Here is a 16,128-nt window from a genome sequence, read left to right as displayed (position 1 = left end):
TACCTCAAGTGTAAATTAGCTGACATTTTGCTTTTTCATTCTTAAGTAGTTTTACAACATCAAAAAAGATGAAAAACTATGGAACTAATGAAGAAAACACTTTTTATTCTATTCGTAACGTTTAGTACTATCGCTAATGCACAAAATACAGTTGCAAACACAGCAACCGATATTTCGCCCTTATTGATTGGAGAGAAAATTCCAAACCAAACTTTAAAATCAGCAGAAAACAAAGACGTTCGTCTTTCTGATTTAGTTGGAAAAAAGAAAACCGTTTTGGTTTTTTACCGTGGAGGCTGGTGCCCTTACTGTAATCTGCATTTAGCTAATCTGGCTCAGATAGAAGATCAGGTTTTAGCCGAAGGATATCAGGTTATTGCAGTAAGTCCTGATTCTGCCGAAAATCTGAAAATTACCGAAGGAAAAGATAAAGTAAAATATACTTTGCTGTCCGACTCAAAAGGAGAATTAAGTAGTGCATTTGGAATTTCTTACAAAGCTCCGCAAAACTATAAATCAGTTATTAACGTACATTCTAATGGGGTGAACAAAGACTTTTTGCCTGTTCCATCTGTTTTTGTTGTAGATACTGAAGGTGTTATTTTATTCGAATACATCTCTCCGGACTACAAAAACAGGATATCATCGGAATTATTACTTTCAGTTTTAAAAAACCTAAAATAAAATAAGATGAAAAAGTTAATTGTATTACTATTAGTTTTTACTTCGATTTCCTCTTTTTCACAAGAAGAAGCAAAACGAGTTTCTCAGTATAATTTAGAAAAAAAAGTAGCGATTCAAGGCTATGATCCTGTAGCTTATTTTGTGCAAAAAAAAGCGTTAAAGGGTAACAATGATTTCGTAACTTCATATATGGGAGTTGTGTATAAGTTTATCTCGGCAGCGAATAAAGATCTTTTTATAAAAAATCCTGTTGTTTATGAGCCTCAGTTTGGCGGTTGGTGTGCTTATGCAATGGGAAGTGATGGAGATAAAGTGGATATAAATCCTGAAACTTTTAAAATCTCAAACGGAAAATTGTATTTGTTTTACAATGCTTATTTTAACAATACACTAAAAAGTTGGAACAAAGACGAGGTCAATTTGAAAGCTAAGGCTGAAGTTAACTGGAAAAAAGTATATAAATAGAAAGCTCATGAAAACGGAACAAATTGCCTGGATTTTACGAATAATTGCTTCGGCTATTTTATTGCAAACCTTATATTTTAAGTTTACTGCTGCGCCCGAAAGTGTGTATATTTTTTCGACTTTGGGAATTGAACCTTACGGAAGAATCGGATCCGGAATTGCCGAACTGATCGTTGCAATCTTAATTTTAATTCCTAAAACAACGTGGCTTGGAGCTTTAGGCGGATGTGGCGTTATGACAGGTGCTGTTTTTTCGCATTTATTTGTTTTAGGAATTGAAGTAAAAGGAGATGGAGGTTTTCTTTTTTCTCTTGCTCTGATTACATTAGTATGTTGCCTGATATTGCTTTATCAAAATAGAAATATAATTATTAACCTTTTAAAAACGAAATAATTATGCTACTAAAATCAATCAACCACAGTTTAGAAGAGTTGACAAATTTGTTGACTCAATTATCAGATCAGTCCTACTCCAAACCTTGCGAAGCGTTAAGCAACTCGAGTATAGGTGAGCATACCCGTCATATCCTCGAAATGTTTCAATGTCTTGAAAACAGCTACGATTCCGGGATTTTGAATTATGATAATCGAGAACGAAATAAAAGAATCCAAACCGAAATAGAATTTGCAAAACAGTCTATTTTGGATGTTAAATCCGGTTTGAGAAAAGAGAACAAAATACTCTACTTAGAGCAAATGATTGATGGATTGGTGTTCCGAATTCAAAGTAATTATTACAGAGAATTGCTCTACAATTTAGAACATTGTATTCACCATCAGGCTTTGATTAAAGTGGCCGTTTTACCAATTGAGGATATTTTACTGGATGAAAATTTTGGTGTAGCGCGTTCTACCATAGCTTATAGAAATCAATGTGTACAGTAAGTTTTGTATCTCATAACGGAACGGTTATTATAACATCTAATCGGGATGAGCAAGTGATTCGGCCAAGTGCAATTCCACCCAGAACTTATACCTGTAACGGCAAAAATGTGATGTACCCGAAAGACCCAAAAGCCGGTGGAACTTGGTTTGTAGTAGATGCCAAAGGAACTGTTTTAGTACTTTTAAACGGAGGAATCACCAAGCATAAAAATCAGTTTTTGTATCGAAAGAGCCGAGGGTTAATTGCATTGGATGTTATTTGCAGTGATTCTCCCAAGGATTTTTGGCAAGAGATCAATCTGGAGGATATAGAGCCCTTTACCTTGGTGTTGTATCAGGAAAAAAAGCTATACGAATTGATCTGGGATGGGGTGACCAAAAGAAGGACTCAATTAGATGAAAATCAAAACCACATATGGTCGTCCGTAACCTTGTATTCTGATTCGATCCGACAGAAACGATCGGGTTGGTTTTTTGATTTTTTAAGAGGAAGAGAAGAAATTTCAACCGCAGATATGCTCGAATTTCACTGGAATACAGAAGATGATGATTCTGAAAATGGTTTGGTGATAAATAGAGAGAATACTTTAAAAACATTAAGTATTACTCAGGTTCTCATAGAGCAGAACAAAGGCGTTATAGCGTATCATGACTTAGTCGACGATAAGCAATTTTCTAACACATTTATTAGTATTTAAAGATGTCTAATATGAAATTATTCTATCATAAAATCACAAATTGGGAGTATTGGCCATTTCAGGTGATATACATCCCCATTTATTTTCTTTGGGGCTTCTATGCAATCAAGGCACGATCTGTTTTTTTCTTTAGTGCATCAAATCCAAATATTAGAAATGGGGGATTTATCATGGATAGTAAAAAACAGATTTACGATTTGCTTCCCAATAGGTATTATCCTAAAACGATGCTGGTAAAAGAGAATACCGATTTGGAGAAAATTGTTGCTGAGGTTGTCGAAAAAGGAATTTACTTTCCCTTCATAGCGAAGCCGGATATTGGTTTACGTGGTTCAGGAGTAAAAAAAATATACACTGTTTCGGAGTTGAAAAAGTATGTAGAAAAAGCCAATTTCGACTTTTTACTGCAAGATTTGATTTTGTTTGAAAATGAAGTAGGAATCTTTTATGTTCGTCATCCGGATGAAAAAGAAGGTAAAATTACCGGAATTGTTTCTAAAGAATTTTTAATTGTAATTGGAGATGGAGTTTCAACCATCGAAGATTTAATTCGCCAAACGCCAAGGTTTGAATTGCAATTGGAAGCTTTGCAGGAAGAATATGGCGATTTGTTGCAACATACTTTAGCAAATGGTGAATCCTTAAATTTAGTTCCATTTGGGAATCATGCCCGCGGAGCCAAATTTTTGGATGGCAGTCATTGGATTACACCCCAATTAACAGAAACCATGAATAAAATCTGTGCGGAGATTCCCGAGTTTTATTTTGGAAGATTTGATATTATGTACAACACTTTTGAAGAGCTGGAACGAGGAGAAAATTTTCAGATTGTCGAATTAAATGGTGCGGCAAGTGAGCCAACCCATATTTATGACCCGAAACATTCTATTTGGTTTGCCTGGAAAGAACTCGCACGTCACATTACCTATATGTATGAGATAAGTGCTGCTAATCATAAAAGAGGTTTTGATTATTTACCCCATAAAGACGGTATGGAACAATACCGTTTGCATCAGGTTCAAAACAGTAAAATTCTAAATTTTTAAGGATGTTAAAGAGGGCGCAAAATATGGCTGTCGGATTTCTGGTAAGTTTTATCGGGTCAATTCCATTGGGCTACCTCAATTTGGCTGGTTTGGAAATCTATTCCAAATCAGGGCTTGATAATCTAATTTTGTTTTTGTTCGGTGTCGTTTTTGTAGAAACTTTTGTGATTTATTTTACACTGCTTTTCGCAAAACGATTGGTAGAAAACAGAAAACTGATGAAAATTATTGATTTTTTTGCAGTTGGTTTTATGTTTGTACTGGCTTATTTGTTTTACGCCAATTCAAAACAAACTTCCGGAGTGAATGACAATTTGAATCAATATTTAATGTACTCCCCATTTGTAATTGGAGTTATCTTAAATTGCTTTAATTTTTTGCAGTTACCCTTCTGGACCAGTTGGAATTTGTATTTAGTAAATGCAAAATTTATCACTACGGAAAAGAAGTTAAAATATTATTATATTGCAGGAACTTTGGTAGGTGTGTTTTTAGGAATGTTAAGTTTGATTTTAATTTTACAGACTGTTTTTCAAAAAGCAAATCCATTTTCAAAGTATGTAATGCCTGTTTTTATTCCGTTGTTTTTTATTATTCTGGGAGGTATTCAGGTATTTAAAGTGTATAAAAAATATTTTAAATCAACCGCTTTGGAATTCTAGCTTCTAAAGCTAAAATTCTATTCATGAAAAAACTGTATTTTCTTCTTCTTCCATTTGTTTTGCTTTCTTGTAAATCGACTAATACAACTGTAGCCAATACAGCTTCAAAATCAACTGAGACTGCTTATAAAGTAAATCAGACCGATGTTTCGGATTTCCTGAAATATCTTTCTTCTGACGAATTAGAAGGCCGTGATACCGGAACAGAAGGAATCAACAAAGCAGCTGTTTTTCTGGAAGACTTTTTAAAGAAAAACAATGTAAAGCCCTATTTTAAAACCTATCGCGATACATTGACGAATTTTGATTCGCCGGCTTTTAATATTGTTGGAGTTCTGGAAGGTACTGACCCTGAACTTAAAAAAGAATTTGTGGTTTTGAGTGCTCATTATGATCACATCGGTATCGATAAAAGCAAACAAGGAGACAATATAAACAATGGAGCAAACGATGATGCTTCGGGAGTAACCGCTGTGGCCGAAATGGCAAAATATTTCAGTAAAACGAAATCTAATAAACGCAGTATTCTTATCGTGTTTTTTGCCGGAGAAGAAAAAGGATTGTTAGGCTCTAAAAGTTTGGTGCAAAAACTAAAAGTGCAAAACTTCAATTTGTATGCCCAGTTAAATATCGAGATGATCGGGGTACCAATGAAAAGAGATTATTTGGCTTACATCACCGGTTTTGATAAATCGAATATGGCACAAAAAATAAATGAGTATACAGGTAAAAAAACAATTGGTTTCCTTCCGAAAGAAGCAGAATATGAATTGTTTTACAGATCTGATAACTATTCGTTTTATGACGTTTTCAAGAAGCCTTGTCAGTCCATAAGTACTTTTGATTTTGAGAATTTTGAGTTCTATCATCACCCTTCAGATGAATTCAAAGCGATGGATATTGCACACATGACTGCCTTCATACAAGAATTTCTTCCTGCTGTAACTAAAATTACCGATTCTAAAACACAAGAAATTACCATGACTAAATAACCCTTCTTTTTAAGGGTTTTGCTTATTTTTGCTTCATGAAAAATATTATTATAACAGGAACGAGTAGAGGTATCGGTTATGAATTGGCTTTGCAGTTTGCAAATGCCGGTAACAAGGTATTGGCTATTTCCAGAAAAGTACCCAAGGCACTTCTGGAGCATGAAAATGTAACGTGTTTATCAGTCGATTTATCAAACGAGTCAGAATTATATAAAGTGGAAGATTTTCTTTCATCAACCTGGAAGAAAGTGGATGCTTTAGTACATAACGCAGGTGCTTTATTGCTAAAGCCTTTCGCAGAAACCACGCAGGCAGATTTTGAAAGTATCTATAAGGTGAATGTTTTTGCTGTGGCAAATCTTACCCGAATCTGTTTGCCTTTTCTGGAGAAGGGAAGCCACGTCGTAACCATTAGTTCGATTGGTGGTGTTCGTGGTAGTTTGAAATTCGCAGGTTTAGCTGCTTATAGTTCCAGTAAAGGTGCGGTAATTACGTTGACAGAGTTATTGGCGGAAGAATATAAAGAACAAGGGATTTCATTTAATGTATTGGCGTTAGGCTCTGTTCAGACCGAAATGTTACAAGAAGCTTTCCCGGGATATCAGGCACCAATTTCAGCAGAAGGAATGGCCACTTATATTTATGATTTTACCCTAAACGGAAATAAATACTTTAACGGAAAAGTTTTAGAAGTTTCTTCAACGAATCCTTAGATTTAATAAACAAAATTCAAATTCCAAATTTTAGTGTAGCCGGAATTTATAACTTATTATAGCCTTGAACGAAACTTTAGCCAGATATATACCGGAACATGCTGTAAAGCCTGTTTTTGAATTGATTGTTGCCAATCAGGTTCATCTGAAAATCGTAAATGAGCGTCAAACGCGTCATGGAGATTACAGACGAGGACTGAGTGGTAAACATGAAATCACGGTAAATGCAAGTCTGAATAAGTATCGTTTTTTGATTACGCTGGTTCATGAAATTGCGCATTTGGTCGCCTTTGAAAAGTTTGGACGAAATATAAAACCTCATGGGAATGAATGGAAATATTCGTTTCAACGTTTGATGGTGCCGTTTATTCGTCCCGAAATATTCCCCGGTCATTTGTTGCCGCTGTTAGCAAGGCATTTTAAGAACCCTAGCGCCAGTAGCGATACCGATACTACTTTGTCACTGGCTTTGAAGCAATACGATGCCAAAGATGATAAAAACTATGTTTTTGAGATCCCATACGGAAGTGTTTTCAGAATTAAAAACGGAAAGGTGTTTAAAAAACTTGCCGTACGAACCAAACGTTTTGAATGCATCGAATTAAGTTCCGGAAAAACGTATCTGTTTAATCCAAACGCTGAGGTAGAGTTACTGCCGAGTGGCAATTAAATCCCAATAATTTAAATCCCAAATTCCAACTTTTAAGATTGGAATTTGGGATTTTTGTATTGTTATTTTGTTAATATGATTTAACCTTTAATAAAAGATTGTGGTAAAAAAAATACTAGAAGTATTAAATTCCAATATAAAAAATCCCAAATTCCAACCGTAAAATTTGGAATTTATATTTTTTGGAATTTAAAAAGGTTTACCCTTTTAAATAAGCCTCTCTTACTTTTTTGAACAGATTAGACGAGTAAACAAATTTTACGATGTCTTTATTGTCTGTTCTGAAGATTTCTTCTTTTGTTCCCTGCCAAGCTTTTAGTCCTTTTTTGAGGAAAACGATGTTCTCTCCAATTTCCATTACCGAGTTCATATCGTGCGTATTGATTACGGTTGTGATATTGTATTCTTCGGTAATTTCTTTAATCAGGTTGTCAATCAAAGTTGAGGTGTTCGGATCCAAACCGGAGTTTGGTTCGTCACAAAACAAGTATTTAGGATTGTTTACAATCGCACGGGCAATAGCCACACGCTTCTGCATTCCACCCGAAATTTCAGAAGGAAGTTTTTGATGCGCATCAACTAAGTTTACTCTTTCCAGAACAAAATCAACACGTTCTTTAATTTTTATTTTATTGTCATTGGTGAACATTCTCAAAGGGAACGCTACATTTTCTGCAACAGTCATCGAATCGAATAAAGCACTTCCTTGAAAAACCATTCCAATTTCAGTTCTTAGTTCTCTTTTTTCATCCGGATCTAATGCCGAATAAACACGTCCGTCAAATTCGATAGTTCCCGAGTCAGGAGTATGAATTCCTAATAATGTTTTTAATAAAACCGTTTTTCCGGATCCACTTTGTCCAATGATTAAGTTGGTCTTTCCGGTTTCAAAAACGGTCGAAACCCCTTTTAAAACTTTGCTGTCTCCAAATGATTTTTCTATGTTTTTTACTTCTATCATTATCCTAATAATAATTGAGTTAATATGTAATTAAAAAGAATAATACAAACCGATGTCCATACAAACGATACCGTACTAGCTTTACCAACTTCAAGTGCACCACCTTTCATATAGTAACCATGAAAAGAAGGGATTGTAGCTAATAACATGGCAAAAATCAAAGTTTTGATAAAAGCATAAGTAATATGAAAGGGAATAAATTCCATTTGAGCACCCTGAATAAAATCCTGACTGGTTGAGAATCCTCCATAAGCACAAGCAAGCCATCCTCCAAAAACACCCAAAAACATACTAATTCCGATTACGAAAGGATACATTAATAAGGCTACTATTTTAGGGAAAACAAGATAGTTTAAGGAATTAACCCCCATAACTTCCAACGCATCGATTTGCTCTGTAACACGCATTGTACCAATACTGGAAGTGATATAAGACCCCATTTTTCCTGCCATAATAACAGAAATAAAAGTAGGAGCAAACTCCAGAATTACGGATTGACGTGTAGCAAAACCAATTAAATATTTTGGAATTAACGGATTAGTTAAATTTAATGCGGTCTGAATGGCAACAACCCCTCCAATAAAGAAAGAGATAAAACATACAATTCCGAGAGAGTCAATAATTAGATCGTCTATTTCTTTGAAGATTAATTTTTTCATTACAGGCCATTTGGTCTGTTTGTTGAAAATTTCTTTCAGCATTAAAAAATATTTTCCTATTTGGGATAAATAACGAATGAGCATCATAGTTTTTACAAATATTGGCTAAATTAAGGATTAGTTTACAGTTTAGAGTTTCAGTTTAGAGTTTTTTAAGGTTTGGCTTAAAAAAGCTTTTCTTTCATTTTCTGTAAACGATAATTTCTAATAAATTTAGCTTGTTCGGGAGTGACTAATAAAGGTGTTTTGGCAGTTTTAGCTTTCCAATACCCTTTAATATAATCAAAAAATAAAAGTGGTTTTTTCTTCATCATCGACAGTTTAGCCGATGCAATTGCGGTGATCCAAAAACCGTATCCAAGGGTAAAAAAAGCTTCGCCTTGTTTGTAGCGCGCTGTTTTGTTATAATTTGCCCCGGTTGGTTTAAGGTGTTTTACGTGTAGGGACGCATCTGTTACAACTTTCCAATTATAGAATTTACATAACAACTCGTCTACAGTGTCCCAGCCCATGGCAGGTTTTAATCCACCTATTTGCTGGAAAGTTTCTTTTCGATACGCTTTCAAGGCACCACGAATATGATCTTTGTCGGTTAGGTTTTCAAGTACCCAATCGCCATTTTTTTCGATGTAACAAAATCCTCCGGCCATTCCGATTCTTGCATCCGATTGAAAGTGTGTTATAACAGTTTCAAAATAATTAGGAGGAAAAATCAAATCACCATCTATTTTTACAATAATATCGTAATCGGAATCTAAAGTCTCAAAACCCTTTTGAAATGCCTGAATTACTTTACTTCCGGGCATGTGTATGGCATCTGAAGTTTTATTCACAACAGAAATAAATGGGTTTTCTTTCGAAAATTCTAAAACAATTTCTTCTGTTTTATCGGTAGAATTGTCATTTACAACCACCACCTTTTTAGGTAAAACGGTTTGCGAAATCAAAGACTGCAAAGTCAGACCAATAAGTTCTTGTTCGTTATGCGCGGGAATGACGATGTAATAATTCATATACTTTTTATAAAATTTCAAATTCTAAATTCCAAATTCCAACTGAAGTTGCGAAAATTGGAATTTAGAATTTTAAAAATTTGGAATTTATTATCTATGCTCTTTCAGCATAAACAATATAATATCTATTGGTAAAACTGCGAAGTAGTGGTCGTATACCAAATTTCTTTACAGGATTAGTCCATTTTTGTCTGTCGATAATTTTCCAGCCTGCTTTTTCCAGTAACCAGTCCAGCTGCCAGTCTTCGAACTCGTGGTAGTGTCTGTCCCACATATCGGTTTTGCTACGGTATGCCGGGGAAAACCACAAACGCATTGGAATAGAAATTAGCAGTTTATCTGATTTTATTTCGTTTAAAATAGTAAACGGATTCAATAAATGTTCGAAGATTTCGAATGCCGTTACAACATCCGTTTTTTCGTTTTTTAAAACAGTTTGGTCTAAATCTAAATCTTCTCCGGTAGTGTTTTTGACTGCAAATCCAGCCTCTTTCATGATTTTAGAAAAAGGATTTTCTACTCCTAAATCCAAAATTGTTTCAGCTGTAGTAATGTGTTTTTGTAAAAATTCTAAAGTAAGTTTGAATCTTTTATTTGGAAACGTTTTTTCGTACATTTTTTATTTTTTATCGGCAAAGGTGCAAATATACAAAGATATCTTCTTCTTTTGCGTTTTTAGCTGATACGAAAATGAAATGCCCGCATCTAAAAAGGAGGGCATGTAGTGTTTTTTGATTTGCTGTTTTTATTCTTTTACCGATATAAAAGTTTCTACCTCGGCAGCATCACCGTCATACTATTTTTTTCCGTGAATGGTAAAATCAGTTTTAACTATGTTTCTATGTGTTAAAATCAATTGCACCCAAGGGGCTACAGTTAATAACAAGGTAAATTTAGAATGTGGTTGTGACAACCTTATGTCAAGGGTGTGGGAATGCTTTTTCTGCACGATTGAATATATTCTTCAAAGGTGATTTTATGAGGTTCAAATGTTTGATTCGTCACAAACAAACTTTCGATTCGGTCTAGGCGAAAGGATCTGAATTCCTTTCTTAATCTGCAAAATGCAATGAGTAACCAATTTTCCTGAGTCGAATAAATAGCAAAAGGCTCAATGATTCTTTGAGTGGTTTGGTTATTGTCGGGGGAAAAATAGCTTATGTTGACCAGGTTAAAATTGGTCAATGTCAATTGAAGGGTCGATAGATAATTGCTCGTGCGGTCGTTGCCAATATTTTGCCTGAACAGTACCCGGTTTGAAAGTAAATTAGCTTTGTCTTTGGTGTCGTTTCGTAAAACAGCTTTTATCTTATTGATGGCTCCGGAGTATTCTTTGACAAAAGAAGCGTCTTTGTTTTTCAGAATCAATTGTTCGGCTGTGATTAAAGCGTTGGCCTCGCTTTCGGTAAACATTACGGGCGGAATTCTGTACCCTTCCATTAAAGTATACCCTTTTCCTTCTTCTGTCACTATGGGAACACCGGCCTGTTCTAATGCTTTTATGTCCCGATAAATGGTTCTGATGCTTACTGAGAATTTTACAGCCAATTCTGATGCTGTGATAAGTCGTTTCGTTTGCAGTTGTAAGAGAATTGCAGTGAGTCTTGAAAGTCTTTTAATATCATTTGAATTGTCCATTTTTTCTAATGGTTACTGTTTGTAAATTCTCTTGACCACATTTTAACTAATTAAGATCGTAATTAGCTGTATTTCTTTTTTCAAATATAGCAAAAACCTCGTAGTGCATTTTGAAAACCGGTCAATAAAAATTAGTTCAACTTTTTGTAAATTAATGATATTGAAATTTACACCCAGCATTTTATATACAAAACATGCGACAAGTCTCAAGAATTTATACTTTAAATACGATTTATCAAGGGTAAAATTAGTCCTTTCCATTGATAATAATCAATTTGAATTTGAGTTGCCGTTGGTTTTGACCCAATGTCATTAAGTTAAGGATTGTTTAAAAAAAGTCTTCCGCAGATTTTAGCGGATTCAAAAAAAATCCGCCCAATCCGCTAAATCTGCGTGAAAAAATCTCTTTACTTAATACCATTGGGCTTTAGCCAAAAAACTTAAGAGTAAAGTTTTGGCTAAAGCCTGCCTCAATGCTTATTTAAATCCGTTGGTTGAAACCAACGGCTATTCAAAAAAAAACAGAGATTAGATAATTTAAAAAAGGACCTATTGCCTATAATGTTGCAGGTAGCAAAAGTATTAGTGCGTTTTAAGAAAAGCTTCCTGTTCAAAAATGGGATCAGTTGTACTACTTACTTCCCAAATCAAAAAGGCTGCTTCATTAGTAAGAAGCAGCCTTTTTTGTATGATTAAAGAAAAATATTAAACTCGTTTGAATGGGATCAAAAAAATTAATAGCGATACACAAATGCATTAACGTTCATTCCTGCTCCAACTGAAGCAAAGATTACCACGTCGCCTTTGTTTATTTCGTGATTTTCTATTTTTCCTTGTATCAAAAGATCATAGAGTGTAGGTACCGTTGCCACACTGCTGTTTCCAAGATCATGTATGCTCATTGGCATGATGTCTTTGGGAGCTGTTTTATCGTATAATTTGTAAAAACGATCTATAATCGCTTCGTCCATTTTTTCGTTTGCTTGGTGAATCAGGATTTTTTTGACATCATCAATTGCAATACCGCTTTTATCTAAACAGCTTTTCATGGCACAAGGTACCTGACTTAGAGCAAATTCATAAATTTTACGGCCGTACATTTTAATGTATTTAATGTCCGGATCTAAATCAGCATTGTATGATTTTCCAAAGTATAAAAAATTGGCTTCATCGTTAGCAAAAGTAGCGCTTTCGTACGATAGCAATCCCGTTTCATCGTCAGAAGCTTCCAGGATTGAAACTCCTGCACCGTCAGAATAAATCATTGAGTCACGGTCATGATCGTCAACCACTCTTGATAAAGTTTCTGCACCAATCACCATTACGCGTTTTGCCATACCGGATTTGATAAAAGCATTGGCTTGAAGTACGCCTTCAATCCAGCCTGGACATCCAAAAAGAATATCGTAGGCAACACATTTTGGGTTTTTAATCCCTAATTTATTTTTTACGCGTGTCGCTAAACTTGGTAAAATATCCGTTTGGTGTGTTCCGGATTTTACGTCACCAAAATTATGCGCAAAGATGATATAGTCTAAAGTTTCAGGATCGATCTTAGCATTTTCAATGGCTCTTTCAGCAGCAAAAAACGCTAAATCTGATGAGGTATGTTGATCTTCAGCATAACGACGATTTTCGATTCCCGTTATTCCTTTAAATTTTTTAATTACTACTTCATTTGGATAAGCAAAAGGAGTTCCGTCTTCATTCAAAAAAACATGTTTGTCAAAGTCTGTATTGCTTACTTCTTTATTCGGAATGTAACTTCCGATACCTATTATTTTAATTTTCATTATTCCTTTATTAGCCGGTAAATTTATTGCTAAATTATAAATAAAATGATGATAACTATCATAAAACATACTATGCGTGCATATAATTATGAAATAAGAATTTTTAGCTCTAGTTATTGGTTATTTTATAATGAATTTTAGCTTTATATGAGATTTCAAACGTTTGCGATTGTTTTTTGGGCGTATTTTTATTTTGTAAAAACATTCTTATTTGTGTAGTAAAATAACAAGTTCTTTGCATAATGTTATAAAAATAATAAACCCGATAATTTTGAAGTTATCGGGTTTATTGATAATGCCGAAAAATTATTTTTTTTTAATTTTCCATATATGCTTCAATAGGAGCGCAGCTACAGATTAGGTTTCTGTCTCCGAAGGCATCATCTGCTCTTCGAACAGAAGGCCAGAATTTGTTTTCAGCGATGTATTCTAATGGGAAAGCAGCTTGTTCTCTTGTATAAGGAAAATCCCAAGTCTCTGTTGTTAGCATAGCCAAAGTGTGAGGAGAATTTTTCAATACATTATTACTGTCTTCGATTGTTGCTGCTTCAATTTCTTTTCTGATAGAAATCATAGCTTCACAAAAACGATCTAATTCTTCTAAGTTTTCACTTTCAGTTGGTTCGATCATTAAAGTTCCTGCAACTGGGAAAGATACTGTTGGTGCGTGGAAACCATAATCCATTAAACGTTTTGCGATATCGGTAACTTCGATTCCTTTTTGTTTGAATGGACGACATTCTAAGATCATTTCGTGCGCTGCACGACCCATTTCTCCTGAATATAAAGTATCGTAATGTCCGTTTAATTTTTCTTTGATATAGTTGGCATTTAAAATCGCATGCTCTGTAGCGCTTTTTAAACCTTCAGCTCCTAACATCGAAATGTATCCGTAAGAAATCAAACAAACTAATGCAGATCCCCATGGTGCAGCAGAAATAGCTGTAATAGCCGTTTCTCCTCCTGTTGGGATTACCGGGTTTCCAGGTAAGAAAGGAACCAATTGTGGTGCTACACAAATAGGACCAACACCAGGACCTCCACCTCCGTGAGGGATAGCGAAAGTTTTGTGTAAATTTAAGTGACAAACGTCAGCTCCAATTGTAGCAGGATTTGTTAATCCAACCTGAGCATTCATGTTCGCACCGTCCATATAAACTTGTCCGCCGTTATCGTGAATGATTTTTGTAATTTCCTGAATAGCACTTTCAAACACACCATGTGTAGATGGGTAAGTTACCATTAAACAAGATAAATTGTCTTTATGAAGAATGGCTTTCTCACGTAAATCTTCTACGTCGATATTTCCGTTTTCTAATGTTTTAGTAACCACTACTTTCATTCCGGCCATCGCTGCAGAAGCAGGATTTGTTCCGTGAGCAGAGGAAGGGATCAAAGCGATATTTCTGTGATCGTCTCCACGTGATTGGTGGTACGCACGAATTACCATAAGTCCTGCATATTCTCCTTGTGCACCAGAGTTTGGTTGTAAAGTAGTACCGGCAAAACCTGTAATAACGTTTAATTGTTGCTCCAGTTTTTTCAACATTTCCTGGTATCCTTGTGCTTGGTCAAGTGGCGCAAAAGGGTGAACATTATTCCAGTTTGGATTACTTAATGGCAACATTTCAGCAGCAGCATTCAATTTCATCGTACAAGAACCTAACGAAATCATCGAATGATTTAACGCTAAATCTTTACGCTCTAACATTTTGATGTAACGCATCAAAGCGGTTTCTGAATGGTATTTGTTGAAAACATCATGCTCTAAGAAAGCAGAAGTTCTGTTTACTGAATCCGGGAAATGATTGATTTCTGTTAATTCAGAAATAGTGGTAGCTTGTAAAGAAAGCGCTTCTGCAAAAATGGCAATGATGTCATTTACATCAGAAATACTTGTCGTTTCGTTTAATGAAATCGAAATTGTATTTTCATCAGCGTAGTAGAAGTTTACTTCTTTAGCTTCAGCAACCGCTTTTACTTTTTTAGCATCTGCTTGTACTAAGATAGTATCAAAGAAAGCAGAGTTCAGTTGTTGTACGCCTATTTTTTGTAATTCGTTTGCCAAAGTAGCTGCCGCAGCATGTACTTTGTCAGCGATATATTGTAATCCTTTTGGTCCGTGGTAAACGGCATACATTCCAGCCATAACTGACAATAATACTTGTGCAGTACAGATGTTAGAAGTTGCTTTATCACGTTTGATGTGTTGCTCACGAGTTTGCAAAGCCATACGTAATGCACGATTTCCGTTTGTGTCAATGGTTACCCCAATGATACGACCTGGCATACTGCGTTTGTATTCTTCTTTAGTTGCAAAATAAGCAGCGTGTGGTCCTCCGTATCCTAACGGAATTCCGAAACGTTGTGTAGTACCAACTACAACAGCAGCTCCCATTTCTCCCGGAGGAGTTAATTTTACTAAGCTTAAAATGTCAGCAGCAACGGCAACCTTAATTTCGCTTGCAGCAGCTTTTTCAATAAAAGCAGTATAATCATTTACTTGTCCGTATTTTCCAGGGTATTGTAAAATAGCTCCGAAGAATTCAGTAGAAAAGTCAAAAGTTTCATGGTTTCCAATTACTAGTTCAACACCAATTGGAGTTGCACGAGTTTCTAAAACAGAAAGTGTTTGAGGTAAAATTTCTTCTGAAACGAAAAATTTATTTACATTGTTTTTCTTTTGGTCACGTGAACGAACATCTAACAACAGTGCCATAGCTTCTGCTGCTGCTGTTGCTTCATCTAACAAAGAAGCATTAGCGATTTCCATTCCGGTCAATTCGATAACAGTAGTTTGAAAGTTTAAAATGGCTTCTAAACGACCTTGTGCGATTTCAGCCTGGTACGGTGTGTAAGCCGTATACCATCCCGGGTTTTCAAAAACATTTCTTTGGATTACAGCAGGAACAATCGCCTGATTATATCCTAAACCAATATAAGTTTTAAAGATTTTATTTTTGTTACCTAATTGTTGAATATGGTTAGAGAACTCATATTCAGTCATCGCAGGGTCTAAGTCTAAAGGTGCTTTTAAACGAATGTCATCTGGAAGGGTTTCGTAAACAAGTTGTTCGATCGATTCAACTCCAATTGTCTGTAACATGTGTTGAAGATCTGTTTCTCTTGGACCAATGTGTCTTAAAGCAAAAGCATCTGTTTTCATATAGTTGTAAAAGTGTTGTTTTTTTGTGGTGCAAAATTAAGTATTAATAATAATTTATTCGGTATTTTTAACTTCAAATTTTG

General features: G+C 35.1%; 17 protein-coding genes. 10 read left to right on the top strand and 7 right to left on the bottom strand.

All coding sequences use genetic code 11. The features are described 5' to 3' along the window. The first annotated feature begins 87 nt into the window (after nucleotides 1-87). The 10 genes from LNP23_RS02315 (at nucleotide 88) to LNP23_RS02270 (ending at nucleotide 6,815) form a co-directional block, all read left to right on the top strand. Nucleotides 88-684 (top strand): peroxiredoxin-like family protein, encoded by a 597-nt coding sequence (locus LNP23_RS02315; protein ID WP_230003491.1) that lies wholly within the window; start codon nucleotides 88-90, stop codon nucleotides 682-684. Between the two features lie 6 nt (nucleotides 685-690). Further along, nucleotides 691-1,149 (top strand): YHS domain-containing (seleno)protein, encoded by a 459-nt coding sequence (locus LNP23_RS02310; protein ID WP_230003489.1) that lies wholly within the window; start codon nucleotides 691-693, stop codon nucleotides 1,147-1,149. 7 nt (nucleotides 1,150-1,156) lie between these two features. Beyond that, nucleotides 1,157-1,543 carry a DoxX family protein gene (locus tag LNP23_RS02305; RefSeq protein WP_230003487.1) on the top strand — a complete coding sequence of 129 codons (387 nt, stop codon included), beginning with the start codon at nucleotides 1,157-1,159 and terminating at the stop codon, nucleotides 1,541-1,543. A 2-nt stretch (nucleotides 1,544-1,545) separates the two neighbouring features. Continuing rightward, nucleotides 1,546-2,034, top strand: a complete 489-nt coding sequence (locus tag LNP23_RS02300; protein WP_047774404.1) for a hypothetical protein — start codon at nucleotides 1,546-1,548, stop codon at nucleotides 2,032-2,034. Then, on the top strand, nucleotides 2,022-2,732 hold the full coding sequence (locus tag LNP23_RS02295; protein WP_230003480.1) for an NRDE family protein: 711 nt from the start codon (nucleotides 2,022-2,024) through the stop codon (nucleotides 2,730-2,732). Before LNP23_RS02300 ends, LNP23_RS02295 begins: the two co-directional genes overlap by 13 nt. A gap of 11 nt (nucleotides 2,733-2,743) precedes the next feature. Next, the gene (locus LNP23_RS02290) at nucleotides 2,744-3,778 is read left to right on the top strand and encodes an ATP-grasp domain-containing protein (protein ID WP_047774511.1); all 1,035 of its coding nucleotides are present in this window, start codon (nucleotides 2,744-2,746) and stop codon (nucleotides 3,776-3,778) included. Nucleotides 3,779-3,780: 2 nt separating this feature from the next. Continuing rightward, the gene (locus tag LNP23_RS02285) at nucleotides 3,781-4,440 is read left to right on the top strand and encodes a hypothetical protein (RefSeq protein WP_230003478.1); all 660 of its coding nucleotides are present in this window, start codon (nucleotides 3,781-3,783) and stop codon (nucleotides 4,438-4,440) included. Between the two features lie 23 nt (nucleotides 4,441-4,463). After that, nucleotides 4,464-5,432 (top strand): M20/M25/M40 family metallo-hydrolase, encoded by a 969-nt coding sequence (locus LNP23_RS02280; protein ID WP_230003477.1) that lies wholly within the window; start codon nucleotides 4,464-4,466, stop codon nucleotides 5,430-5,432. 35 nt (nucleotides 5,433-5,467) lie between these two features. Continuing rightward, nucleotides 5,468-6,145 carry an SDR family NAD(P)-dependent oxidoreductase gene (locus tag LNP23_RS02275; protein ID WP_230003475.1) on the top strand — a complete coding sequence of 226 codons (678 nt, stop codon included), beginning with the start codon at nucleotides 5,468-5,470 and terminating at the stop codon, nucleotides 6,143-6,145. Between the two features lie 64 nt (nucleotides 6,146-6,209). Next, complete coding sequence (locus LNP23_RS02270; protein ID WP_230003473.1) at nucleotides 6,210-6,815, top strand: SprT-like domain-containing protein; 606 nt, start codon at nucleotides 6,210-6,212, stop codon at nucleotides 6,813-6,815. A 199-nt stretch (nucleotides 6,816-7,014) separates the two neighbouring features. Here the strand turns inward: LNP23_RS02270 and LNP23_RS02265 are convergent, their stop codons facing one another. The 7 genes from LNP23_RS02265 to gcvP all read right to left on the bottom strand — a co-directional run bounded on the left by LNP23_RS02265 (nucleotide 7,015) and on the right by gcvP (nucleotide 16,045). Then, complete coding sequence (locus LNP23_RS02265) at nucleotides 7,015-7,776, bottom strand: ABC transporter ATP-binding protein (RefSeq protein ID WP_230003472.1); 762 nt, start codon at nucleotides 7,774-7,776, stop codon at nucleotides 7,015-7,017. Continuing rightward, nucleotides 7,776-8,522 carry an MlaE family ABC transporter permease gene (locus LNP23_RS02260; protein ID WP_047774390.1) on the bottom strand — a complete coding sequence of 249 codons (747 nt, stop codon included), beginning with the start codon at nucleotides 8,520-8,522 and terminating at the stop codon, nucleotides 7,776-7,778. The genes LNP23_RS02265 and LNP23_RS02260 overlap by 1 nt, the downstream gene beginning before the upstream one ends. Before the next feature lie 77 nt (nucleotides 8,523-8,599). Beyond that, nucleotides 8,600-9,448, bottom strand: a complete 849-nt coding sequence (locus tag LNP23_RS02255; RefSeq protein ID WP_230003470.1) for a glycosyltransferase family 2 protein — start codon at nucleotides 9,446-9,448, stop codon at nucleotides 8,600-8,602. A gap of 94 nt (nucleotides 9,449-9,542) precedes the next feature. Further along, nucleotides 9,543-10,064, bottom strand: coding sequence for a class I SAM-dependent methyltransferase (locus tag LNP23_RS02250; RefSeq protein WP_230003468.1), 522 nt, complete (start codon nucleotides 10,062-10,064; stop codon nucleotides 9,543-9,545). Nucleotides 10,065-10,363: 299 nt separating this feature from the next. Beyond that, nucleotides 10,364-11,086 carry a helix-turn-helix transcriptional regulator gene (locus LNP23_RS02245; protein ID WP_230003466.1) on the bottom strand — a complete coding sequence of 241 codons (723 nt, stop codon included), beginning with the start codon at nucleotides 11,084-11,086 and terminating at the stop codon, nucleotides 10,364-10,366. A 734-nt stretch (nucleotides 11,087-11,820) separates the two neighbouring features. Continuing rightward, entirely contained in the window at nucleotides 11,821-12,879 is a 1,059-nt protein-coding gene (locus LNP23_RS02240) for a 3-oxoacyl-ACP synthase III family protein (RefSeq protein ID WP_230003464.1), read from the bottom strand. 316 nt (nucleotides 12,880-13,195) lie between these two features. Continuing rightward, the gene (gene gcvP / locus LNP23_RS02235) at nucleotides 13,196-16,045 is read right to left on the bottom strand and encodes an aminomethyl-transferring glycine dehydrogenase (RefSeq protein WP_047774380.1); all 2,850 of its coding nucleotides are present in this window, start codon (nucleotides 16,043-16,045) and stop codon (nucleotides 13,196-13,198) included. Nucleotides 16,046-16,128: the final 83 nt, after the last annotated feature.

The sequence above is a fragment of the Flavobacterium cupriresistens genome (assembly GCF_020911925.1).
In the GTDB taxonomy this organism is placed as follows: Bacteria; Bacteroidota; Bacteroidia; order Flavobacteriales; family Flavobacteriaceae; genus Flavobacterium; species Flavobacterium cupriresistens.
The sequence above is the reverse complement of the archived record's forward strand: the minus strand, read 5'-3'. Positions and strand labels throughout refer to the sequence as shown.

Bases quoted from the DNA above. Each gene is read 5' to 3' on its own strand.
- LNP23_RS02315 (WP_230003491.1), top strand. From the start codon at position 88: ATGAAGAAAACACTTTTTATTCTATTCGTAACGTTTAGTACTATCGCT.
- LNP23_RS02310 (WP_230003489.1), top strand. From the start codon at position 691: ATGAAAAAGTTAATTGTATTACTATTAGTTTTTACTTCGATTTCCTCT.
- LNP23_RS02305 (WP_230003487.1), top strand. From the start codon at position 1,157: ATGAAAACGGAACAAATTGCCTGGATTTTACGAATAATTGCTTCGGCT.
- LNP23_RS02300 (WP_047774404.1), top strand. From the start codon at position 1,546: ATGCTACTAAAATCAATCAACCACAGTTTAGAAGAGTTGACAAATTTG.
- LNP23_RS02295 (WP_230003480.1), top strand. From the start codon at position 2,022: ATGTGTACAGTAAGTTTTGTATCTCATAACGGAACGGTTATTATAACA.
- LNP23_RS02290 (WP_047774511.1), top strand. From the start codon at position 2,744: ATGAAATTATTCTATCATAAAATCACAAATTGGGAGTATTGGCCATTT.
- LNP23_RS02285 (WP_230003478.1), top strand. From the start codon at position 3,781: ATGTTAAAGAGGGCGCAAAATATGGCTGTCGGATTTCTGGTAAGTTTT.
- LNP23_RS02280 (WP_230003477.1), top strand. From the start codon at position 4,464: ATGAAAAAACTGTATTTTCTTCTTCTTCCATTTGTTTTGCTTTCTTGT.
- LNP23_RS02275 (WP_230003475.1), top strand. From the start codon at position 5,468: ATGAAAAATATTATTATAACAGGAACGAGTAGAGGTATCGGTTATGAA.
- LNP23_RS02265 (WP_230003472.1), bottom strand. From the start codon at position 7,776: ATGATAGAAGTAAAAAACATAGAAAAATCATTTGGAGACAGCAAAGTT.
- LNP23_RS02260 (WP_047774390.1), bottom strand. From the start codon at position 8,522: ATGATGCTCATTCGTTATTTATCCCAAATAGGAAAATATTTTTTAATG.
- LNP23_RS02255 (WP_230003470.1), bottom strand. From the start codon at position 9,448: ATGAATTATTACATCGTCATTCCCGCGCATAACGAACAAGAACTTATT.
- LNP23_RS02250 (WP_230003468.1), bottom strand. From the start codon at position 10,064: ATGTACGAAAAAACGTTTCCAAATAAAAGATTCAAACTTACTTTAGAA.
- LNP23_RS02245 (WP_230003466.1), bottom strand. From the start codon at position 11,086: ATGGACAATTCAAATGATATTAAAAGACTTTCAAGACTCACTGCAATT.
- LNP23_RS02240 (WP_230003464.1), bottom strand. From the start codon at position 12,879: ATGAAAATTAAAATAATAGGTATCGGAAGTTACATTCCGAATAAAGAA.
- gcvP (WP_047774380.1), bottom strand. From the start codon at position 16,045: ATGAAAACAGATGCTTTTGCTTTAAGACACATTGGTCCAAGAGAAACA.